Here is a 20,899-nt window from a genome sequence, read left to right as displayed (position 1 = left end):
GATCATGGCCGTGGGCTAAAAGCGGCCGGAAGGCCTGGGTTTACTGCTGCAGGAACGCCACACCAGCCGGTGAATACTAGAAAGTTGGCGAGGGGCACCAGCTCCACCGCATATCGGCCACGAACTGCTCAAGGCCGGCGCAAGGAATCGTCCAGAGCTCGGAGCCGGCGGCACGATTACAGGGCCGCCGCAGCCGTTGCAATGTGGCTCACTGGTTGAGTTTGAGCACCGCCATGAAGGCCTCCTGGGGCACATCCACCTTGCCCATCGCCTTCATGCGCTTCTTGCCCTTGGCCTGCTTCTGCAGCAGCTTCTTCTTGCGGGAGATGTCGCCGCCGTAGCACTTGGCAAGCACATCCTTGCGCATGGCACTGATGCTTTCGGAGGCGATCACGCGGCTGCCGATCGAGGCCTGGATGGGAATCTTGAACTGCTGGCGCGGGATCAGTTCCTTGAGCTTCTCCACCAGCCCCTTACCCACGTTGTAGGCCTTGTCGCGGTGCACGATCGTGGTGAGGGGATCAGCCTTTTCACCGTTGATCAGCACATCCAGACGCACCAGCTCGTTCTTGCGGTAGCCGATCAGGGAGTATTCCATGGAGGCATAGCCCTTGGTGCGGCTCTTCATTTGATCGAAGAAGTCCGTCACCACTTCCGCTAGGGGCATCTCGTAGTGCAGCGTGACGCGATCGGTGGTGATGTACTTCATATCGATGAACTCACCACGCCGCTCCTGGCACAGCTCCATCAGGGTGCCGTTGTAGGAGTTAGGCGTATAGATCTCGAGCTTCACATAGGGCTCTTCGATCGATTCGCGCTTCTGTGGATCGGGCAGCGTAGCGGGGTTGTCCACCATCATGGTGTCGCCATCAATCATGTTCACCTGATAGATCACCGATGGCGCGGTGACGATCAGATCCAAGTTGTATTCCCGCTCGAGCCGCTCCTGCACAATCTCCATGTGCAGCAGCCCCAGGAAGCCGCAGCGGAAGCCAAAGCCCATGGCACTGCTGGTTTCCGGCTCGTATTTGAGGGCCGCATCGGAGAGCTGCAGCTTGTCAAGCGCCTCGCGCAGATCCGGATACTGATCCGCATCCGTGGGGAACAGGCCGCAGAACACCATCGGCTTGGCCTCGGTGTAGCCAGGCAGAGGTGCATCAGCTGGATTGTTCACCAGGGTGATGGTGTCGCCCACGCGCGCATCGGCCACGGCCTTGATGGATGCCGACAAGTAGCCCACCTCACCGGCATGCAGGCTCTCCACCTGGCGTTGATCGGGCGCCATCACGCCCACTTCATCGAGCTCATAGGTTTTCTTGCTGGCCATCAGCAGCACCTTGTCCTTCTTGCTGATCGAGCCGGAAATCACTCGGAAGTACACGATCACGCCCCGGTAGGGGTCGTAGTACGAGTCGAAGATCAGTGCCCGCAGGGGCTCGGCCACCTTGTCCGGCGGGGGCGGCACCCGATCCACCACCGCCTGCAGGATGTCGGGAACGCCGAGGCCTGTTTTGGCCGAGCAGTGGATGGCATTGGTGCAATCGAGGCCGATGATCGCCTCAATCTCCTCAGCGATGCGCTCGGGATCGGCACCGGGCAGATCGATCTTGTTGAGAACGGGAATGATCTCGAGGTTGTTCTCGATCGCCAGATACACATTGGCGAGGGTCTGGGCCTCCACCCCCTGGCTGGCATCCACCACCAACAGGGCCCCCTCACAGGCCTGCAACGAGCGGCTCACCTCGTAGCTGAAATCAACGTGTCCGGGGGTGTCGATCAGGTTGAGGATGTAGGCCTCACCGTCGGCCGCCTTGTATTCCATGCGGGCCGCCTGGAGCTTGATGGTGATGCCGCGCTCCCGCTCCAGTTCCATGTTGTCCAGGAACTGCTCCTGCATGTCGCGGGCCGCCACCGTGCCGGTGTCCTGCAGCAGCCGGTCGGCCAGGGTCGATTTCCCATGGTCGATGTGGGCAATGATGCAGAAATTGCGGATCCGGGAGACGGGTGCATCGGTCATTCGGTGGCGGAGTCCCGGTTCGGGTGGGTGGATCTCAGTCGCTCGATCCTAAGGAGAGACATCCGCTCTTTCCCGCCATGGCCAATCCCTGGCTGCTGTCGCTCCTGGCGATCGTGCCGGTGGGCATGGCCCTGATCGCCGCTGGCGTGGTGATCGTGAATCTCAGCGGTGCAACGCACAGCTGAGGTGCTGCCCCAAACGCGCCACCCCAATCAGCTCAGGAAGGGCCATTCCTAAGCTCGGCTGTAAGCCCCCCCTGGAACACCATGAGCACCGACACCACCCCCGCAGCCCCTGAGGCCAGCGATCCCCACGCCCTCACCCTCGAGAACGTGGAGCGCACCCTCGATGAGCTGCGCCCCTATCTGATGGCCGATGGCGGCAACGTGGAAGTGGTGGAGATCGACGGCCCGATCGTGAAGGTGCGCCTGCAGGGCGCCTGCGGCTCCTGCCCCAGCAGCACCATGACCCTCAAGATGGGCATCGAGCGCAAGCTGCGCGAAGCCATCCCCGAGGTGAGCGAAGTGGTGCAGGTGCTCTGAAGCGCCGTCCCGAACCCCGGCCCGTAGGCTCAGCCCACTTGCTATTGGGCCCGTGCTGGATCAGCGCCTGCTGCGCGACAACCCCGAGCTGATCACCGAACAGCTCGGGCGTCGTGGCATGACGCTCGATCTCACGGGCCTGCAGTTGATTGCCAAGCAAGCCCGCGACCTGGAGGAGCAGCGCAGCAACCTCCAGGCCGAGGGCAACCGCATCGGCAAAGACGTGGGCCTCAAGATCAAGGCGGGCGCAGCAGCCAATGGTCCGGAGGTTCAGGCCCTACGGGACCAGGGCAACCGCATCAAGCAGCAGGTGGCAGTGCTGGAGGAGGAAGAGAAGGCGCTGGACGCCAAGCTGCGCGAGCAGCTCCTCACCCTGCCCAACCTGCCCTCGCCCGAGGCCCCCAACGGCAGCAGCGAAACCGACAACATTGAGATCAAGCGCTGGGGCACCCCCCGCGTGGAGGAAGGGCTTCAGGAGCACTGGCAGATCGCCGAACGACTGGGGCTGTTCGAAACGGAGCGCTCGGTGCGCATCGCCCAGAGTCGCTTCGTAACCCTGATGGGCCAGGGCGCCCGGCTCGAGCGGGCCCTGATCAGCTTCATGCTCGACCTCCACGGCACCAAGGGCTACCGGGAGGTGATGCCGCCGATCCTGGTGAACAGCGCCAGCCTCACCGGTTCCGGCCAACTGCCCAAGTTCGCCGAGGAGAGCTTCCGCTGCGCCGAAGACGACCTCTGGCTCACCCCCACCGCCGAGGTGCCTGTGACCTCACTGCACCGCGACGAGGTGATTCCGGCGGAGCAGCTTCCGCTCAAATACGTGGCCTACACCCCCTGCTTCCGCCGCGAAGCGGGTAGCTACGGGCGCGACACCCGCGGCCTGATCCGCCTGCACCAGTTCAACAAAGTGGAGCTCTACTGGTTCTGCCATCCCGAGCACTCCGCCGAGGCGCATCAACAGATCACGGCCGATGCGGAAGCCGTGCTGGAAGCCCTGGAGCTGCCCTACCGCAAGATCGAACTCTGCACGGGCGACATGGGCTTCTCCGCCTCCCGCACCTACGACCTGGAGGTGTGGCTGCCCGGTGCCGGCTCCTACCGGGAGATCTCCAGTTGCAGCGTGTGTGGCGACTTCCAGGCCCGCCGCTCGGCCATCCGCCTCAAGGACGGCAAAGCCACCCAGCTGGTGCACACCCTTAACGGCAGCGGTCTGGCCGTGGGCCGCACCATGGCCGCCCTGTTGGAAACCGGCCAGCAGGCCGATGGCTCGGTGCAACTGCCGGCAGCCCTGGTGCCCTACTTCGGCGCCGAACGCGTCACGACGCCCTGAAGGCCTAAGGCGGTTAGGAGGTTCGCGCGGTGTCTCCAGGAATGGTGCACCGCGGTGCACCATTCCTGGAGGGCAGCGGCCCTGCTACGCCTCCAGCCCCAGCAGGGCATTACTGCGCTCGCGCACCCGGGCCAGCAGCGCTGGATCGGCCCCAAGGCTCTGCCCCCAGGAGGGGATCAACTGCTGCAGCCGCTGCTGCCAGGCCTCGCTGGCCATCTGCTCGGGCCAACAGCGCTGCAACACCTCGAGCATCGTCTGCACCGCCGTGGAAGCCCCGGGGGAAGCACCCAACAAGGCCGCCAGGGAGCCGTCGGCGCTGCTCACCACCTCGGTGCCCATCTGCAGGCTGCCGCGGCCGCTCACCTGCTTGATGATCTGCACCCGCTGGCCAGCCACCGCCAGCTCCCAGTCGGCCGCCTGGGCCTCGGGCAGGAAGTGGCGCAGGCTGGCGAGCCGCTGCTCCGGGGTCTGCACCACCTGGCCCACCAGGTAGCGCACCAGATCGAAGTTCTCCAGGCCCACCTGCAGGCTGGGCAGCAGGTTGCTGGGCCGCACAGACCTGGGCAGATCCCATAGGGAGCCCTGCTTCAGAAAGCGGGTGCTGAAACCGGCGTAGGGGCCGAACAGCAGGGCCCGCTGGCCCTCAATCCAGCGGGTGTCGAGGTGCGGCACCGACATCGGCGGCGCCCCCACCGCCGCCTTGCCGTACACCTTGGCGTTGTGGGCGGCGATCACCTCGGGGTTGCGACACACCAGCCACTGGCCACTCACAGGGAACGCGCCATACACACGTCCCTCCGGGATGCCGGAGCGCTGCAGCAGCGGCAAGCTGCCGCCGCCGGCCCCGAGGAACACAAACGGCGCCTGGAACTGCTCCAGCCGGCCATCGGCCGTTTTGGCCTGCACCCGCCACTCCCGCCGGCCCAGGGGGACCGCCAGCGACTCCAGTCCCATCACCTCATGGCCCCGCCGCACCTGCAACGCGCCCCGCTGTGCGAGCCCCTCCAGCAGCAGCGCCGTGAGCGCTCCGAAATTCACATCCGTGCCACGGGTCACGCGGGTGGCCGCCAGGGGATGGGTCAGAGCACGCCCCGCCATCACCAACGGCATCCACCGGCGCAGCTCCGCCGGATCCGTGCTCCAAGCCATGGTGGAGAACTGGGGCGAGGCGCTCAGGGCCTCGTAGCGGCGCCGCAGAAACGCCACGTTCGGCTCTCCCCACACGAAGCTCAGGTGTGGCACCGACCGGATGAAGGACTTCGGCGCGGGCAGCATCTGCTGCTCCACCAGGGAGCTCCAGGCCTCAAGGCTGCGCTCAAAGGAGGCATTGATGGCCAGGGCCTTACCCGTGGGCAGCGAGCCATCAGGCGCCTCGGGCGTGTAGTTGAGCTCGCAGTTGGCGGCATGGCCCGTACCGGCGTTGTTCATCGCCGCACTGCTCTCGGCCGCCAGCCCCGGCAGCCGCTCCAGCACCACCACCTCCAGCCCAGGCTCCAACTGCTTCAGCAGGCTGGCCAGGGTGGCCCCCATGATCCCGGCTCCCACAAGCAGGGCATCACAACGGTGAATTGCGGTCACGCAGCAGCCTTGAACAGCCGCTGCCAACGCTATGGCCCCACCACGGCCTTCTCCGGATAGCTCCACAATGGATCGATCCAGTGGGCAACAGCGTGGGCGTACTGACGGCACTCCTGATTTTGGCCGGCTTGGTTGTGATTCATGAGGCTGGCCACTTCTTCGCCGCCACCTGGCAGGGCATCCGCGTCAGCGGTTTCTCGATCGGCTTTGGCCCAGCCCTGCTCGAACGCCAGCGCCGCGGGGTGCAGTTCGCCCTGCGGGCCATCCCCCTCGGGGGCTACGTGTCGTTCCCGGATGATGACGACGACAGCGCCATCCCCGCCAACGATCCCGACCTGCTGCGCAATCGCCCTCTTCCCCAGCGGGCCCTGGTGATTGCGGCGGGCGTGCTGGCCAATCTGCTGCTGGCCTGGGCGGTACTGGTGGCCCAGGGTTTGGTGGTGGGCATCCCCGCAGGCTTCAGCGCCACCCCGGGGGTGCTGGTGGCAGGCGTACAGCCCGGCCAGGCTGCAGCGGCCTCGGGTCTGCAGCCCGGCGATCGCATCCTGCGGCTCGATGGCGCCGATCTCGGCGGCGGCCAAGCGGCTGTGGCCGATCTGGTGCAGCGGGTGAAAACCGCCCCCGACCAAACCCTGCGCCTCGAAACTGAACGGGGCAACCAGCGCCTGCAACTGCAACTCACCCCGGCCGATGTGGGGGGCGTGGGGCGAATCGGGGCGCAGCTGCAACCCAACGGCAGCGAGGCCTTCCGCGCCGCCACCGGCCCCGGTGAAATCCTGCGCCAGGCCAATCAGGACTTCACCGCTCTCACCCGGCGCACGGTGGAAGGATTCATGACCCTGGCCACCCACTTCGGCGAAACCGCCGGCCAGGTATCAGGCCCGGTGAAGATCGTGGAGATGGGTGCCTCCCTGGCTAAGCAGGGCGGCAGCAGCCTGTTCCTCTACACCGCGCTGATCTCCATCAACCTGGCAGTGCTCAATGCCCTGCCCCTGCCCCTGCTCGATGGCGGCCAGTTCGCGCTGCTGTTGATTGAAGGCCTGCGCGGCAAGCCCGTGCCCGAGAAGTTCCAGCTGGCCTTCATGCAGTCGGGCTTTGTGTTCCTGGTGGGCCTGAGCCTGGTGCTGATCGTGAAGGACACCAGCCAGCTGGCGGCGGTGCAGCAACTGCTGGGCCGTTGACCAGCCCCCGGCGCGGCCGTTTCCCCTCGGCCAAAACCCGTGCCCCCCAGCTGCTGGAGCGCCTGGGCGAGCTCTATCCCCACGCCACCTGCTCGCTCGACTGGCGCACCCCCTACGAGCTACTGATCGCCACCATGCTCTCGGCCCAGTGCACCGATGAGCGGGTCAACCTGATCACCCCGGCCCTGTTCGAGCGCTTCCCTGATGCCGCGGCGGCGGCGGCGGTGGAGGCCGATGCGGTGGAGCCCTACGTGAAATCGGCCGGCTTCTTCCGCAACAAGGCCAAAAACATCGTGGCCAGCTCCCGCCTGCTGATGGAGCGCCATGGCGGCGAGGTGCCCCGCAGCATGGAGGAATTGCTGGTGCTGCCCGGGGTGGCCCGCAAAACAGCGTCGGTGGTGCTGGCCTGGTGCTTTGGCATCAATGCCGGCGTCACCGTGGACACCCACGTGAGCCGCCTGAGCCAGCGCCTCAGGCTCACCCGCAAAACCGAGCCGCGCCAGATCGAACCCGACCTGATGAAGCTGGTGCCCCAGGCCGACTGGCAAAACCTCTCGATCCGGCTGATCTTCCATGGCCGGGCCGTATGCACAGCCCGGAGCCCCAAGTGCAACGGTTGCCCCATTGCCGACCTCTGCCCTAGCCACACCCCGAAGGGGTAGGCTCATTCATCACTGCATTACGAGACCCAGGCCGCATGGCGAAGAAGTCGATGATTGCGCGCGACGTCAAGCGCCAGAAGATGGTCGAGCGCTACGCCGCCAAGCGCGCCGCCCTGATGGACGCCTTCGAAACGGCTGCGGATCCGATGGAGCGCCTGGAGATCCACCGCAAGATCCAAAACCTGCCCCGTAACAGCGCCCGCACCCGCCTGCGCAACCGTTGCTGGGCCACCGGCAAGCCCCGGGGTGTGTATCGCGATTTCGGCCTGTGCCGCAACCAGCTGCGTGAGCGCGCCCACAAGGGTGAACTGCCCGGCGTGGTCAAGTCGTCCTGGTGAACCGGGCTGGGGATACGAGCCGTATCCCATCAGGCAACCCACCAAGGCACCGCAAGGTGCCTTTTTTTCATGCCTGCGACTGCGGAACAGCGGGCGAGCATTCCAAAAAGAAAGGGGCAGTTCCCCCAGCACTCCAGCCCCGAATGCGAGAATCGGCCTTGACAACAAAACGGACATAAGCCCAAGTGCAAGGTCACATTCAGTCGATCTCCTTCGATGGTCGGGAGATCCGGCTGACCACCGGTCGGTTCGCTCCCCAGGCTGGGGGCTCGGTGATGGTCGAGTGCGGAGATACTGCTGTTCTGGTAACGGCAACCCGCTCCGGCGGCCGTGAAGGCATCGATTTCCTGCCCCTGATCTGCGACTACGAGGAGCGGCTCTATGCCGCTGGTCGCATCCCCGGCAGCTTCATGCGTCGCGAGAGCCGCCCCCCCGAGCGCGCCACCCTGATCGCACGCCTGATCGACCGCCCCATGCGGCCGCTCTTCCCCAGCTGGATGCGCGACGACCTCCAGATCGTGGCCACCTGCATGTCGCTCGATGAGCGGGTGCCACCCGATGTGCTCGCCGTGACCGGCGCCTCGATGGCCACCCTGCTGGCCAAGATCCCCTTCTATGGACCCATGGCCGCCGTGCGGGTGGGCCTGCTGGGCGACGACTTCGTGCTCAACCCCAGCTACCGCGAGATCGAGCGGTCCGAGCTCGACCTGGTGGTGGCCGGCACCCCCCAGGGCGTGATCATGGTGGAGGCCGGTGCCAACCAGCTGGCCGAACAGGATGTGATCGAAGCCATCGACTTCGGCTACGAAGCGGTGAGCGAACTGATCAAGGCCCAACAGAACCTGCTCAAGGAGCTGGGCATTGAACAAGTGATCCCCGAGGCCAAGGCCGAAGACGACACCCTGCCCAAGTTCCTTGAGAAGGAATGCGCCCAGGGCATCGGCGAGGTGCTCAAGCAGTTCTCCCAGACCAAGGCCGAGCGGGACGAGAAGCTCGACGCCATCAAGGCGGAAGTGAGCGAGAAGATCACCGCCCTCAAGGATGAGGATGCCGTGAAGGTGGCCGTGTCCAGCAACGGCAAGGTGCTGGGCAACAGCTACAAGAGCCTCACCAAAAAGCTCATGCGTGAGCAGATCATCAAGGAAGGCAAGCGCGTGGATGGCCGCAACCTCGATGAGGTGCGCCCCATCAGTGCCGCCGCCGGTGTGCTGCCCAAGCGCGTGCATGGTTCGGGCCTGTTCCAGCGCGGCCTCACCCAGGTGCTCTCCTGCGCCACCCTCGGCACCCCGAGCGACGCCCAGGAAATGGACGACCTCAACCCGTCCACCGAGAAGACCTACCTGCACCACTACAACTTCCCCCCCTACTCGGTGGGTGAAACCCGGCCCATGCGCAGCCCCGGCCGCCGCGAGATCGGCCACGGCGCCCTAGCCGAGCGGGCCTTGGTGCCCGTGCTGCCCAGCAAGGAGAGCTTCCCCTATGTGCTGCGAGTGGTGTCGGAGTGCCTGAGCTCCAATGGCTCCACCTCGATGGGCTCGGTGTGCGGCAGCACGATCGCCCTGATGGATGCGGGCGTGCCCCTCAAGGCCCCCGTGAGCGGCGCCGCCATGGGCCTGATCAAGGAAGGCGCTGAGGTGCGGATCCTCACCGACATCCAGGGCATCGAGGACTTCCTCGGCGACATGGACTTCAAGGTGGCCGGCACCGAGAAGGGCATCACCGCCCTGCAGATGGACATGAAGATCACCGGTCTTGAGGTGAAGACCGTGGCCGACGCCATCAACCAGGCACGCCCCGCCCGCCTGCACATCCTCGAGAAGATGCTCGAGGCGATCGAGAAGCCCCGCGATGTGCTCTCCCCCCATGCCCCGCGCCTGCTCAGCTTCCGCATCGATCCGGAACTGATCGGCACCGTGATCGGCCCCGGCGGCCGCACCATCAAGGGCATCACCGAGCGCACCAACACCAAGATCGACATCGAAGATGGCGGCATCGTGACGATCGCCAGCCACGACGGTGCCGCCGCTGAAGAAGCCCAGCGCATCATCGAGGGCCTCACCCGTCGTGTCAGCGAGGGCGAAGTGTTCAGCGGTGCCGTGACCCGCGTGATCCCGATCGGTGCCTTTGTGGAGATCCTTCCCGGCAAGGAAGGCATGATCCACATCTCCCAGCTCTCCGAAGCGCGCGTGGAGAAAGTGGAGGATGTGGTGAAGGTGGGCGACCACGTGACCGTGCGCGTCCGCGAGATCGACAACCGCGGTCGCATCAACCTCACCCTGCGGGGCGTGCCCCAAGCCGACGAGCCCGCCGGCGCCTGAGCCATCAACACGGCTGACGGGTTCAGCCAGATCAATTCAGCAAGACCGGAGTTATTCCGCAAAGCCGGCCCCCTAGGGCCGGCTTTTTTTAGGTTGTGTTCAGGGTCTTGGGCTCGCAGCCACCGCCATGAATCTTGCGATCACAGGAGCCCATTCGATGGGCAAAAGCACGCTGGTGCAGGACTGGGTCAGCACCCACCCCAACACGCTGCTCGAAGACGAGCCCTACCGCGTGCTGGGACTGCATGGCCCTTACACGATTCAATTTCGTGATGCTGCCACCCGCCATCACAACGGTCTGATGCTGTACTACAACATCGGCCGTTGCTACCGCCATGGCCAACGCAAGCAACCGGTGATCTTTGATCGGTGCCCGATTGATTTCATCGCCTATTCCCAATTTGCTGCCGACTGTGGCCGTTCAGACATCGACGACGCCTTCGTGGCATCCATGCTGGAGGCAACCCGTGAATGTCTCGACTGCCTGGATCTACTCGTGTTCATTCCCAAGACTGACCAAGCCCCCGTGGACCTGGAGGATGACGGAATCCGCCCGATTGACCACGCCTATCGCGACGCGATGGACCTGATCTTCAAACAGATCTACCGCGATGGACGCTACGGACTGCGCAATAGCAGCACCTTCCCCCCGCTGATCGAACTATGGGGCAGCCGCGAAGAACGCATCCTCAAACTCGAGCAAGCCATCGCGGCCACGTAGCACCAGCTAAACCCTGAAGCCCGGATCAATCACGGCCATCGCCGCCGCGACCCGTTCGCAGAGCGCGGTGTGGCTGGCGCCATGGCTGGCGATCAGGCAACCGGCCTGACGCACGTCACCGCTGTTGTAGGCGAGGGCCCGCCCATCGGCGTGGGTGAAGGCACCACCAGCGGCCCGCAGCACCGCTTCTGGCGCCGCCATGTCCCAGTCCTTCGGGGCACTTTGACCCGAGAGGGAGATGTAGAGATCGGTCTCACCCCGCAGGATGGTGGCCACCTTGCCGCCCACGCTGCCAATGGCCTTGGTATCCCCCAGGGCCAGGGCCTCCAGTAGCTGCTCCAGCCGCTGATCCCGGTGGTTGCGGCTGGCCACCAGCACCAGCTCGCCCAGCTCCTGGCGAGGGCTGAGGCTGGCGGGGAACCGCTCACCGGCGCGGTTCTCGCGCCAGGCGCGGCCTGGGGCCTCGGCACCGGCTTCCACCAGGCCAAACCACAGCTCTTCCCGCTCGGGCAGCAGCACCACCCCAAGCACCGGAGCACCGTGGTGCACCAGGGCCAGATGCACCGCGTACTCGCCCGTGCCCTGCAGAAAATCCTTGGTGCCATCCAGCGGATCGAGGATCCACAGCCACTCGGCCTCGAGGGGCATGCCTGCGGTGAGTTGCTCCTTGGCGGTCTCCTCGCTCAGCAGGGTCCAGGGGGCCGTGGGGAAGGCCGCAGCCAGCCCATCCAGCAGCCACTGATTCACGGCCAGATCTGCCGCACTCACCGGGCCTTCACCGCCGTCCTCCACGCTCAGGGCCTGAGGGAAACCATAGGGAGGCTGGTCGCCGCGCCCGTAGGCCAGCAGGATGTCAGCTGCGCCCCAACTCAGCCGCCGCAGCTCCAGCAGCAGGGTCTCCTCAGCGATCCCGGCAAGCATCATGGAGGCGACAAAGGGGCATTGTGATGCAGGGCGAAGAACCGGCTGCAGGCGTGCTCTATCTGGTGGGCACCCCCATCGGCAACACCGGCGATCTCTCACCCCGGGCCCGCAGGGTGCTCGAGGGCGCCGGCCGCATTGCCTGCGAGGACACGCGCCGCAGCGGCCTGCTGCTCCACAACCTGGGCATCAAGAACCGGCTGGTGAGTTTCCATGAACACAACCAGAACGCCCGCATCCCGGAGCTATTGGAGGCGCTGGCCGCAGACGAATCCGTGGCGGTGATCAGCGATGCCGGCCTGCCGGGCATCTCCGACCCCGGCGAGGCCCTGGTGGCGGCCGCCCGCGCCGCCGGGCGCACGGTGATCTGCGTGCCCGGCCCCTGCGCGGCCACCACCGCCCTGGTGAGCAGTGGCTTGCCCAGCGGCCGCTTCTGCTTCGAGGGGTTCCTGCCCCCCAAGGCCCAGCAACGTCGCCAGCGCCTGCAGGAGCTGGCCAGCGAACCGCGCACCATGGTGTTGTTCGAGGCCCCCCATCGCCTGCTGGATCTCCTGACAGACCTGCTCGCTGAACTCGGCGATCGCCCCCTAGCGGTGACCCGCGAACTCACCAAGCGCCATGAACAGCAGGTGGGCCCCACGGTGAGCGCCGCCCTCGAGCACTTCCGCCACACCGCCCCCCAGGGGGAATTCACCCTGGTGCTGGGGGGAGCAGCGCCCACCACCCAGGAACGCCCCAGCGATGCGGAGCTGCGCACTGAACTGGAGCAACGGGTGGCCGCCGGGCTGAGCAACAGCGATGCTGCCAAGCAACTGGCGAAGGAAACGGGCGTATCCAAGCGGGAGCTCTACGCTCTGCTGCACCACCCGGAGCCGAGCTGATGCTGCTGCGCCTGCGCTTGCTGCTCACCAGCCTTGGCGGTGGTGTGCTGCTGCTGCTGATCCTCTGCCTCGGGGCTCAGAACCTAAACCAACGAGCCAGCTTGAATCTTGGCTTTGGCCGCACCTCAGAGCTGCCCACGGGCTTCCTGGTGGGCATAGCCCTGGTGGTGGGGGTGATCACCGGGGGCAGCGCCACCGCGCTTCTGCTGCCCCGGGGCGATCAGGGTGTCAACGAGTAGGTGAGCATCTCCCGCGGCTCAGCTGCCGGGAATGGCGTAGAGGGATCCACCCTCCACCACAAGCCGGGTGATGCCCTGGGCCAGCAGATAGGAGGAGGTGCGCTCGAGCACGCCGCTATCGGGCACTTTGATCACCCGCTGGGTGCGGCCGCATTGGCGCTTGGCCTGGCGGGGATTGGAATAGAGCATCAACGCCTGCCGCTCCTGCTCGTCCTCAGGCAGCAGCCCCAGTTCGGGAAAGTCCTTGAGGGGCTTGGCCTGGAGCTCCACGGTTTTGTCCACCAGCATGTAGACGCTCACGGGAAGGGCGCCGGTGGTGAGGGGTTGCGGAGCCGCCGAGGCGCGCTCGTTGATGGCGATCCCTACCGGGACCGTCACAAAGGCATCGCCAAAGTCCCCGTCATCGCTGCTGTCGTCGTCGAGGCCGTCATCGGCAAAGTCATCGGCATCGTCGATCGCCAACACCGCAACGGCGTCGGAATCGTCCGGTGCGGGAGCGGGGTCAGGGTCCGAATTGTCTGAAGCGGTCGCGTCCGGTGCGGGATCACCCAGAGCCTCGGCCACTGGCGCCTCGGCTGGAGGAGGGGTGGTGGCTGCAGCAGTGCCACGGCCTCGCTGCTGCTTGAGGGCGGCAAGCTCCTCGGGAGCCAGGGCCGCTTTCACCACCCGACTCACCGTGTTGGGGCTGCAGCCATAGGCCTCCGCCAGGGCCTGGGCTGTTTCCCCCTGCCGGTAGCGAGCAACAAGCTCCTCTTTCTGGCTGTCCGTGAGCCTGGGAGCCGGCATTGGGCAAATGGTGCGCAGCACACCACCATAGAAGCCCCTCCAGGCAAGGGCACCAGATCTGGACTGCCAGAATGGGCTCGCTGCCACAGCAGCACCCCCAGCTCCCTTAGCTCAGCTGGATAGAGCAGCTGCCTTCTAAGCAGCCGGTCGTGTGTTCGAATCACACAGGGGGCGTTTCAATCAGGGCCTGCTTTTTCGGCCCAAAAGCCTTTCCGGCACAGGCTTTCGGGCTGACAGGCTCTGCCGGTTTCTGCTCGCCCGTGCCAAGCTGTGAGAAGGACCTTCTCACATACCTTCTCACATGCCAGCGGTCCCGGAATGGGATGTTTTGCTCCGTGGTGGCGTCTTGCGGGCTCTCGGCCAGAGGGGCTGCCGCAGAGGCTGGACCGTCTCGAATTTCAGGGGTCGGGCCCGACTTCACATCACTGCCCGCGCCGGGGATGGGCATCGCAAGCAGCTGCTCCTGCCCTACCCGTGGGAGTCGGACCAACTCGAAGCCATCCGCGATGGCGTAGTGAAGGTCTACGAGGCCTTCCAGAACGGAGCACCTCTCGAGCTTTCCATCGCCGAGCTGAGTACAGCCCAGGCTGAGGCTGAGGCCAGGCGCCAGGCAGAAGCCCTGGCCGGCCAGCCCTCAACCCTGCAGCACAGCGTTCCACCTCCAGCAACAGCCAGCCGCCCCATCTCGATTGACTGGGCCGGCCTGATCCGCCGCTACCAGCAACACAAGCTGCGCAGCGGTGAAATCAAGGAAACGACCTGGGAGCGTCTCTATAAGCCGCGAATGGCGCTGGTCCTCAAGACAGCGAAAGGGCCACCGGCTGCCCGTGATGCAACCCAACTGCTGGAAGCGCAGGCTGATCTGTGGAGTCAGCGCCCTGGCTGCCGCACCAGACGACTGCAAATCCAGTACACCGCTGCCCTGCTGCGTTGGGCGATCAGCCAGAAGCTGCTTCCAGCCCCATGGGCGCCGCCACCTGACCTCTCAACAATCATCGGCCGATCACGGGAGAGCCGAGCGGTCACGACGCCGATTGCCGTGCCAGACATCCTGGCGATGGTGCAGGCCATCCCGGACCCGCGCTGGCGGTTTGCCTTTCAATTGCTCTGCGGCTTTGGCCTGCGACCGGAAGAGCTGCAGCATCTGCAGCTTCGCCAGGGACGGCTCTGGTGCACGTATGAAAAGGTTGCCTCCCGCGGCAAAACCAAGCCCAGGCCCCTGCGGCTGCTGCCCTGTGACCAATGGGCCACGGAATGGCGGCTCCTCGAAACCTTTGATCCGGCAAAGCTTCCGCCTATGCGAGCTGGCTTCGGCTCGGATTCCTTCAGTCGCTACCTGCTGCGGAGAGACCACTGGCAAAGCCTGCGCCAGCAGTACGAAACCCAGGGAGAAAAGTTAGTGCTCTATTCCTGCCGGCACGGTTACGCCCACCGGGCCCACGTGATCTGTGACCTGCCGCCCAAGGTCGTCGCCGCCGCAATGGGTCACAGCGTTCAAACCCATTTGGCGGCCTACAGCCGCTGGTGCGGGGATGACGTGGTGGATGACGCCTTCAGCAAAGCCGCCAAACGGCTCAGTGGCATGACGTCCTGAGCCTGCTGCTGTTCGGCACTACTGCTCACCGGTTGGCTTGATATAACCAGTGTCGATCAGAAAGGCGCGGAGAGCTTCCGGAAAGGAGCTGTATGTAACCTCCCGGCCTAGGCACTTGCCGTTTTCATCCAGGTCGCCCTTGCACTCCGTCAGCCCCCAGTCCGAGGAGGCGTCGTAGCGCTGAATCATGCGATCCCATCCGTCATACAGCTCACCGACCAAGGCCTTGTTAGCGACGTAACCGGCCAGAAATCCATTCGGTGACTGGGTGTTCTTCTGTTGGAACCAGTCAGCCATGCGCTGGAGGTTGCGGCGGTGGAGTGGCTTGAACTCGGGGCGATGGGACACATCCACAAAGGCATCGCCCTGCAGCTGCCAAATGCGGGCAGGTGCTGTGCTGCAGGCGTAGCAGTCGAAGCGATAGAGGAACCGGTTGTCGACATCGACGATCAGGAAGCGGCCATTCCGCAACGGGTCCTCTGCTGGTGAATCACCCCCGTCGAAAGGTCCGAGTGTCACCTCGCGCCAGCTCTGCCCGCTGCGATCGCTGGTGAGCACCTGGATCTGATTGCAGCAGTGCGCACCTCCGGTGAAGGAAGAGAGCAGAACTTCGGGGTAGGGGTTCTCCGGATCCATTTCTGCGATCTGAACTACTGCAGCTGGACTGCCACCCCATTTTTCGGCGCCAACGAGCCGGCCGACTTCTTTGCCATTCACACGAACGACAGCCACCGGCTGGAGCACATTTGATCCGGACTCGTTGATCCGCCGCTGCTGCTGTGCGTTGACCTCCACGGCGCCGCTGCGCAACGAACCGCTCATGCGGTTGTTTTGGTAATCCATCTTCAGGACCTGGGCGACAGCCGGACTGCCGCAGAGGGGACCAAGTCCGATCAAGCCGGCAATAAAACTCGCTCGAAGAGACACCAGGCAAAAGGCAGGCCGCTCTCCCGAACCGTAGAGAAAGCGGCCGCGCCTGCAACCCCACTCACTGCTTGAGATGGCGGCGGCTCCAACCGGTGATCGAGGCCTCGATGTTCTCCCCGTGCCACTGCAGGGGACCTTTGCCTTCGGTGCAGCCCCAGCGGCGGAAGTGCTTGCCGGGCTGCAGCACCCCGCGCAGCCGCAGCTGGCGCAGGGTTTCTCGGCTGATGCCAAGCAGCTCACAGGCTTCTGCTGTGCTGATCCATACCCGCTGGCGGGTGGTCGTGACCTGAGTTTCCATCAGCTCCCCGCCAGCTGCGCGCAGCAGCGCTGGAGGGTTTCGACCAACCAGCCGCGGCGGTAGCTCTTGACCTGGCGAGGGGCCCCGTCAACAAATTGTTGGCGACACGGGGGTTCTTTACCAAACTCGTCGCGGTAAGCCCTGGCCACGAGCTTGCCGGCGGCGCAGAACTGATTGCGCGGCAGCACTTGCTGGAACACCTCCAGCCAGGCATCCCCCAACGTGAGCTCTTCGTCAGTTGGGACACCTGGCAGCATCCCAGAGCTCGCGGTGAGCACGTTGCTGCGCACGATGTCCTTGAACAGAAGCTGATCGCGCTGATCCAGGCCGCCCAACCGCTCAAACAAATCGATGCTGCGCTCCACCAGGGCGATCACCTCGGCTTCCCGGATCCGAGCTGGAGGTATTTCCACTGGAGGCGATTGAGCCTGCTGGACGCTCTCCAGAAACCAGCCATCCATCCACACCGCGAATGGCGCACTGATCCAGCGGGCCAGGTCGACAGCGACCTGGGGATGAACCCAGGTGCCGCCACCGCCGGCGCCGCCTGAGCGGGACTCAACAAGGGCGTGGACGGAAATTCCGGCTACGCCCTCCAGAGCATCTAGATAGTGCTGGCACCGGTCGGACTCTCGGTAATCCTTCCAGCGTTTGCCATTGGCCTTGCACATGGCGGTGGCGTTCACGTAGCCATCGCTGGTGCGCCGAAAGATCGGAGTGCCGTTCCAGGAACGGGAGACCAGAGCCTGCTGACTTATCAGAGCGACAGTTGCGGAGGGATGGGACGACGTTGTTGTGCTGTTCATCGGTCTGAGCTCGGTGAAATGGACTGGGCCCCACTGGCGGCGACGCCGGCTGCTGGGGGGAAAGGGTTGTTGGTGCTGACCGCTTGCAACCGCGGCGGCACGGGCCCAGCGATCACCAGCAGCAGGGTGCTCAGCTGAAACAGCAGCCCCACCAGCACCAGCAGGCGCAGAGCGGTGAGGCTGCTGACCGAGACGGCGACGGTTATGGGCCGGCGGGTGCGGCAGAACGCCGGAAGCTGGGGGCGGCGCTGGGCGCCGCCGTTGCTGACCAAGTGAGGAGCAGCCATCAGAAGGCGGCCTCCTCGTCGTCATCCACAACCCAGCCGCCTCCAGCGGTGTAACCCTCCTGTTCCTCGAAGCCATCAGTGGGATCGATCTGCTCGTAGGGAACGAACTCGACGACCTGGATGGCACGGGGCTGGAAGGTCATGCCACAGCCGTTCTCGCCATCCCAGTCGTAGATGTCGAAGGCCACAACGACCCTGGAGCCGTTGCCGATGGCGGCCCCATCCCAGGGCTGCTTTTTGGCATCGACGATGCGGGGCCCCTCAGATAGAGAGCCATCACGCCGCTGAAACTGCGGCACCTTGAAGCGCACCGCGGTGAGCTCGCTGGGCGTTTCCTTGTCCGGCTTCCAGGGGAAACCCTTCTCGGCGCGGCGCTTGCGGCTGCCATGCAGAGCAAGGAACTGGTCCTCCATCGCCAGCAGGAAGGACTGCGCCTTTTGGTCACTGTTGGGAAGCAGCAGATCGCAGGTCCAGGCCTTGGGTTTGCTCTTGTCGAGCTGGTGCCGGGGCGTGATCAGGTGGGCCCAGCGCACTTCGGCGAGGGGCGTGCGGAAGATCGTCTTAGCCATGGGTTGACTCGGGGTAAACGGTGGACGAAAGGGGTTGATCGAATGGGGCAAGCGGCGGCAGGCCAAGGCGCTCGCGCAGCAGGTGATGCACGGCGCCGCTGGCCGAGAGATTGCGGGCTTCCATCAACTCGCGGACCTGCAGGTAAACGTCGGTGCGGACCTGGGTCTGGATGACATGGCGACCTGCCCGTGAGCGGGGCTGCTCGCCATAGCGACGGGACCTGCTCATGGCTCGGTGGGCTCCTGAGCGCCTTCGAACTCCTCAAGGAAGCGGTCGATGAAGGCGCTGTGCTGGTGCTGGGTGATGCGATCACCGATCGAGCGAGCATTGCGCGGGACCTGGAAGTGCTCACGGAACGCCGTGGTCAGCTCACGCCGAGCGGCTTGGGGGAGGGCAAGGATGCGCTGGTGCGTGGCCTCGATTTCCTGGCCCGTGAGTGGCTCGAGAGCGACATCGCCGCCACCGGTGCCTGCACAGATCTCGGATGCCTCAGAAGAGGACGCCCTGGCCGACAAAGCGGGACGCTTCTTGCCAGCAGAAGCGAGCTCAGCAGCAGCGCTAACCTCAGGCTCTACAGGCATAGCCTGTTTAGCCAAAGGAATACCCAGCAGCATGGCCAGCATCCAGCCGGATGCCTGAAGCGGATCGTCGACCTCGTCGGCCCACTCTTCACTGCTGACCTCGGCGCCACCGGCGTGCATCACCGTGACCCGCAACTTGTGGCGGCCGCGGATGTCGACCAGCTGACTACTGAAGGCAATGCCCTGGGCAAATGCCGGCCTGGCCGCTTCGACCACGGCGGCCAGGTCAAGGGATGGAATGGCCTGCACCTGCTGTTGGAAAGAGGCCAGGGCGGCCGTGAGGGCGCGTTCGGCGCCGCCTTTTTCGCCGAGCAGCTCAAGGGCGCCGGCTGGCACGTCTGCGCGTGCGGGGATCTGCGTCATGACATCAGGGTGTCGGGCTCGTGCCCGCTGGCCTGAGCTTAGCGGCTTTCTAACGCGAGCCGCAATCGGTTGGCATCCTCGGACTTATCCGGGTTGCTTGCTGCGCCGCCGGGCGGCCGGCTTGGGCGGTCCTGTCGGGTCGTCGGCTTCCCAGGCTCGGATCCACTCGTCAGGAAGGAACTGCTCGTTTTGCGTCCAGAGTTGCGCTAGCTCGGATGTGGAGTAGTCGTCGAGGGCCAGGACCTCGCGAAAACGCTTGCGGTACAGCTCCGGCACCGACGCGGCGAGCTGCTCCAAGGCATCGGTGACGTCGGCGTCGCGCGTTTTAATCACACGACGCACATGGCGCCTCCAGTTCTGACAGAGATCCTCGGCTTCTTTCGACGAGAAGGTGGGAGAGAGAACTGCTTGATATCGATCCGGAACTTCCAGATATCCGATGTAGCAGCTCCAGAATTCAACGGCACCCCAGGGCTTTCCATCGTTGCCCAGCAATGGCTCGGCGTATTCGATTTGTTCTCGAATACGCAGGGATTTGACCCCTTCCAGTCGTCGACTGCTATCCAGCAATCTTCGGTTCAGCTCCTCGAGCTGGAAAAAAGCTTTCTGGCGCAGCTCGCCAGCCTTGCCCTGCTCGATGACTGAAAGGTTGCCGTAGGAGATCACTTCAAACTTCGCTTCGGCACCCCACTCGCAGGCGGTGTACTGGGTCCAGCCGTTACGGCGGCGCCAGTTCAACAGCATCTTCCCGAAGGCCCGACGTGACTCCTGTTGCCAGTCGAGGACGGCCTGGTAGGTACGCCCCGTCAGGTCCATGTCATGTGTCATAGCCCGATTCTACGGCCTGCTTGCCATTGCAAGCCAGAGCCTGTCAAGACTTGGCGGCATGGATTGAGTGATTTACCGGCTCGGCTAACAGCTGTTTGACCTGCAGGCCGCTCAGGATCCGGCCCGTCTGAGCCTGGAAGCGCAGGGCCAGCGTGTACGGGTGTGTACCGGGATGACGGTGAGCGAGCGCCTGCAGCTGCCGGCTGAGCTCAGGCCGGTTCATGCCGTTTGCTCCCCGACGGCGCTCAGCGACAGAACTTCCTCGGCCTGTTGAACCGAGCGGCAGACGGCAGCAAGGCCGCCAAGATCTTGCACCGCCTGCAGGAAGGCGCGCTGCTCAGCGCTGATGACCCCGCAGTTCGTCTTGATCTCCAGGGCAACGAACTGAGCAATCCGCTGGCCGACCAGCTCGGGTGTGATCTCCAGCGACCGCAGACCGATCAGGTCACTGCTGCCCTTGCACAGTCCAAAGCGCACAAAGCGCCCCTGCTGGTCGACCAGGGCACCGGTGTTGTTTCGCCAGAGCCGCACAGGCCCGCGGCCGCAGGCCAGGCGGATGCGCTGTTGGATCTCGTGTTCGCTGGGGGAGGAGGTCATGCCTCCTGTTGCCGGGCGGGACTACTCGTAGTGGCTCCAGAGGCGAAGCACCTTCACGATCCCCTCCTCCTCCAGCACCTGGTAAACGAGGCGGTGCTGGATGTTGATGCGCCTTGAGCAGGCTCCTCGCAGATCGCCGACCAGGGCCTCGTAGGGAGGTGGCTGCTGATAGGGGTCAACGGCCAGGATGTCCAGCAGGGCCTGAGCTTTCTGCTTGAGAGCAGGGGATGCGGAAGCGAGCTTGCGGGCATCCTTCTGGGCCTGCCTGGTGAACAGAACCGTCCAGCTCACCAGCCCGGTTCGCTGCTCAGTTCGCTCACCTCAGTGGCCATACCTTCGAGGATCGACTCACGCATGCCAGGGATCGAGACCAGATGGAGGGTCTCCTGGATGGCGCGCCAGTCATCCTGGGACAGCAGCACGGCGTTGCTGCGCTTGCCGGTGATCTGCACCGGCTCGTGGGACTGCCCCACCTCGTCGATCAGGGCGTAAAGCCGCTTGCGGGCTTCTGTGGCGGACAAGGTGGTCATGACA

General features: G+C 64.9%; 26 protein-coding genes and 1 tRNA gene. 11 read left to right on the top strand and 16 right to left on the bottom strand.

What is annotated here, in order from left to right; translation table 11 throughout:
• Window positions 1–208: 208 nt before the first annotated feature.
• Window positions 209–2,017 carry a translation elongation factor 4 gene (lepA, locus tag KBZ14_RS06480; protein ID WP_255117504.1) on the bottom strand — a complete coding sequence of 603 codons (1,809 nt, stop codon included), beginning with the start codon at window positions 2,015–2,017 and terminating at the stop codon, window positions 209–211.
• A 266-nt stretch (window positions 2,018–2,283) separates the two neighbouring features.
• On the opposite strand from lepA, the gene KBZ14_RS06475 reads away from it, so the two are divergent.
• On the top strand, window positions 2,284–2,559 hold the full coding sequence (locus KBZ14_RS06475; RefSeq protein ID WP_255117503.1) for a NifU family protein: 276 nt from the start codon (window positions 2,284–2,286) through the stop codon (window positions 2,557–2,559).
• Between the two features lie 52 nt (window positions 2,560–2,611).
• Window positions 2,612–3,889 carry a serine--tRNA ligase gene (serS, locus tag KBZ14_RS06470; RefSeq protein WP_255117502.1) on the top strand — a complete coding sequence of 426 codons (1,278 nt, stop codon included), beginning with the start codon at window positions 2,612–2,614 and terminating at the stop codon, window positions 3,887–3,889.
• An 84-nt stretch (window positions 3,890–3,973) separates the two neighbouring features.
• On the opposite strand, the gene mqo is transcribed toward serS, so the two are convergent.
• On the bottom strand, window positions 3,974–5,458 hold the full coding sequence (mqo, locus tag KBZ14_RS06465) for a malate dehydrogenase (quinone) (RefSeq protein ID WP_255117567.1): 1,485 nt from the start codon (window positions 5,456–5,458) through the stop codon (window positions 3,974–3,976).
• Between the two features lie 101 nt (window positions 5,459–5,559).
• Here mqo and rseP point away from each other — a divergent pair, with 101 nt between their 5' ends.
• The 5 genes from rseP to KBZ14_RS06440 all read left to right on the top strand — a co-directional run bounded on the left by rseP (window position 5,560) and on the right by KBZ14_RS06440 (window position 10,687).
• The gene (gene rseP, locus KBZ14_RS06460; protein ID WP_255117566.1) at window positions 5,560–6,648 is read left to right on the top strand and encodes an RIP metalloprotease RseP; all 1,089 of its coding nucleotides are present in this window, start codon (window positions 5,560–5,562) and stop codon (window positions 6,646–6,648) included.
• Window positions 6,645–7,310, top strand: coding sequence for an endonuclease III (gene nth, locus KBZ14_RS06455; RefSeq protein ID WP_255117501.1), 666 nt, complete (start codon window positions 6,645–6,647; stop codon window positions 7,308–7,310). The genes rseP and nth overlap by 4 nt, the downstream gene beginning before the upstream one ends.
• A 35-nt stretch (window positions 7,311–7,345) precedes the next feature.
• Entirely contained in the window at window positions 7,346–7,648 is a 303-nt protein-coding gene (gene rpsN, locus KBZ14_RS06450) for a 30S ribosomal protein S14 (protein ID WP_255117500.1), read from the top strand.
• Between the two features lie 185 nt (window positions 7,649–7,833).
• Entirely contained in the window at window positions 7,834–9,966 is a 2,133-nt protein-coding gene (locus tag KBZ14_RS06445) for a polyribonucleotide nucleotidyltransferase (protein WP_255117499.1), read from the top strand.
• Between the two features lie 127 nt (window positions 9,967–10,093).
• Complete coding sequence (locus KBZ14_RS06440) at window positions 10,094–10,687, top strand: AAA family ATPase (RefSeq protein WP_255117498.1); 594 nt, start codon at window positions 10,094–10,096, stop codon at window positions 10,685–10,687.
• 6 nt (window positions 10,688–10,693) lie between these two features.
• On the opposite strand, the gene KBZ14_RS06435 is transcribed toward KBZ14_RS06440, so the two are convergent.
• A complete protein-coding gene (locus KBZ14_RS06435) occupies window positions 10,694–11,608 on the bottom strand; it encodes a 3'(2'),5'-bisphosphate nucleotidase CysQ (RefSeq protein ID WP_399210714.1) in 915 nt (304 codons plus the stop codon).
• A gap of 26 nt (window positions 11,609–11,634) precedes the next feature.
• Here KBZ14_RS06435 and rsmI point away from each other — a divergent pair, with 26 nt between their 5' ends.
• Together rsmI and KBZ14_RS06425 are read left to right on the top strand one after the other, a co-directional pair.
• Window positions 11,635–12,489, top strand: coding sequence for a 16S rRNA (cytidine(1402)-2'-O)-methyltransferase (rsmI, locus tag KBZ14_RS06430; protein ID WP_255117496.1), 855 nt, complete (start codon window positions 11,635–11,637; stop codon window positions 12,487–12,489).
• The gene (locus KBZ14_RS06425) at window positions 12,489–12,728 is read left to right on the top strand and encodes a hypothetical protein (protein ID WP_255117495.1); all 240 of its coding nucleotides are present in this window, start codon (window positions 12,489–12,491) and stop codon (window positions 12,726–12,728) included. The genes rsmI and KBZ14_RS06425 overlap by 1 nt, the downstream gene beginning before the upstream one ends.
• Window positions 12,729–12,746: 18 nt before the next feature.
• Here KBZ14_RS06425 and KBZ14_RS06420 read toward each other — a convergent pair whose 3' ends face one another.
• A complete protein-coding gene (locus tag KBZ14_RS06420; RefSeq protein WP_255117494.1) occupies window positions 12,747–13,514 on the bottom strand; it encodes a helix-turn-helix domain-containing protein in 768 nt (255 codons plus the stop codon).
• A 100-nt stretch (window positions 13,515–13,614) separates the two neighbouring features.
• Between KBZ14_RS06420 and KBZ14_RS06415 the strand changes: the two genes are divergently transcribed.
• Together KBZ14_RS06415 and KBZ14_RS06410 are read left to right on the top strand one after the other, a co-directional pair.
• A tRNA-Arg gene (locus KBZ14_RS06415) sits at window positions 13,615–13,688 on the top strand.
• Window positions 13,689–14,028: 340 nt separating this feature from the next.
• Window positions 14,029–15,108: a site-specific integrase gene (locus KBZ14_RS06410; protein ID WP_255117493.1), complete on the top strand. Its 1,080-nt coding sequence runs from the start codon at window positions 14,029–14,031 to the stop codon at window positions 15,106–15,108.
• Between the two features lie 18 nt (window positions 15,109–15,126).
• Here KBZ14_RS06410 and KBZ14_RS06405 read toward each other — a convergent pair whose 3' ends face one another.
• The 12 genes from KBZ14_RS06405 to KBZ14_RS06350 all read right to left on the bottom strand — a co-directional run bounded on the left by KBZ14_RS06405 (window position 15,127) and on the right by KBZ14_RS06350 (window position 20,895).
• Complete coding sequence (locus KBZ14_RS06405) at window positions 15,127–15,951, bottom strand: hypothetical protein (protein WP_255117492.1); 825 nt, start codon at window positions 15,949–15,951, stop codon at window positions 15,127–15,129.
• Between the two features lie 145 nt (window positions 15,952–16,096).
• Entirely contained in the window at window positions 16,097–16,333 is a 237-nt protein-coding gene (locus KBZ14_RS06400; protein WP_255117491.1) for a helix-turn-helix domain-containing protein, read from the bottom strand.
• A complete protein-coding gene (locus tag KBZ14_RS06395; protein WP_255117490.1) occupies window positions 16,333–17,139 on the bottom strand; it encodes a KilA-N domain-containing protein in 807 nt (268 codons plus the stop codon). Before KBZ14_RS06395 ends, KBZ14_RS06400 begins: the two co-directional genes overlap by 1 nt.
• Window positions 17,136–17,426: a hypothetical protein gene (locus KBZ14_RS06390; protein WP_255117489.1), complete on the bottom strand. Its 291-nt coding sequence runs from the start codon at window positions 17,424–17,426 to the stop codon at window positions 17,136–17,138. The genes KBZ14_RS06395 and KBZ14_RS06390 overlap by 4 nt, the downstream gene beginning before the upstream one ends.
• The gene (locus KBZ14_RS06385; protein WP_255117488.1) at window positions 17,426–17,995 is read right to left on the bottom strand and encodes a hypothetical protein; all 570 of its coding nucleotides are present in this window, start codon (window positions 17,993–17,995) and stop codon (window positions 17,426–17,428) included. The genes KBZ14_RS06390 and KBZ14_RS06385 overlap by 1 nt, the downstream gene beginning before the upstream one ends.
• The gene (locus KBZ14_RS06380) at window positions 17,988–18,224 is read right to left on the bottom strand and encodes a hypothetical protein (RefSeq protein WP_255117487.1); all 237 of its coding nucleotides are present in this window, start codon (window positions 18,222–18,224) and stop codon (window positions 17,988–17,990) included. Before KBZ14_RS06380 ends, KBZ14_RS06385 begins: the two co-directional genes overlap by 8 nt.
• Entirely contained in the window at window positions 18,221–18,940 is a 720-nt protein-coding gene (locus KBZ14_RS06375; protein WP_255117486.1) for a hypothetical protein, read from the bottom strand. The genes KBZ14_RS06380 and KBZ14_RS06375 overlap by 4 nt, the downstream gene beginning before the upstream one ends.
• An 84-nt stretch (window positions 18,941–19,024) precedes the next feature.
• On the bottom strand, window positions 19,025–19,756 hold the full coding sequence (locus KBZ14_RS06370; protein ID WP_255117485.1) for a hypothetical protein: 732 nt from the start codon (window positions 19,754–19,756) through the stop codon (window positions 19,025–19,027).
• Window positions 19,757–19,811: 55 nt separating this feature from the next.
• Window positions 19,812–19,991, bottom strand: a complete 180-nt coding sequence (locus KBZ14_RS06365; protein WP_255117484.1) for a hypothetical protein — start codon at window positions 19,989–19,991, stop codon at window positions 19,812–19,814.
• Entirely contained in the window at window positions 19,988–20,365 is a 378-nt protein-coding gene (locus KBZ14_RS06360) for a VRR-NUC domain-containing protein (RefSeq protein WP_255117483.1), read from the bottom strand. The genes KBZ14_RS06365 and KBZ14_RS06360 overlap by 4 nt, the downstream gene beginning before the upstream one ends.
• Window positions 20,366–20,386: 21 nt before the next feature.
• Complete coding sequence (locus KBZ14_RS06355; RefSeq protein WP_255117482.1) at window positions 20,387–20,656, bottom strand: Txe/YoeB family addiction module toxin; 270 nt, start codon at window positions 20,654–20,656, stop codon at window positions 20,387–20,389.
• Window positions 20,653–20,895 carry a type II toxin-antitoxin system Phd/YefM family antitoxin gene (locus KBZ14_RS06350; protein ID WP_255117481.1) on the bottom strand — a complete coding sequence of 81 codons (243 nt, stop codon included), beginning with the start codon at window positions 20,893–20,895 and terminating at the stop codon, window positions 20,653–20,655. Before KBZ14_RS06350 ends, KBZ14_RS06355 begins: the two co-directional genes overlap by 4 nt.
• Between the last annotated feature and the right edge of the window lie 4 nt (window positions 20,896–20,899).

Origin of the sequence: Synechococcus sp. HJ21-Hayes, assembly GCF_024345835.1 — a bacterium.
In the GTDB taxonomy this organism is placed as follows: domain Bacteria; phylum Cyanobacteriota; class Cyanobacteriia; order PCC-6307; family Cyanobiaceae; genus Vulcanococcus.
The sequence above is the reverse complement of the archived record's forward strand: the minus strand, read 5'-3'. Positions and strand labels throughout refer to the sequence as shown.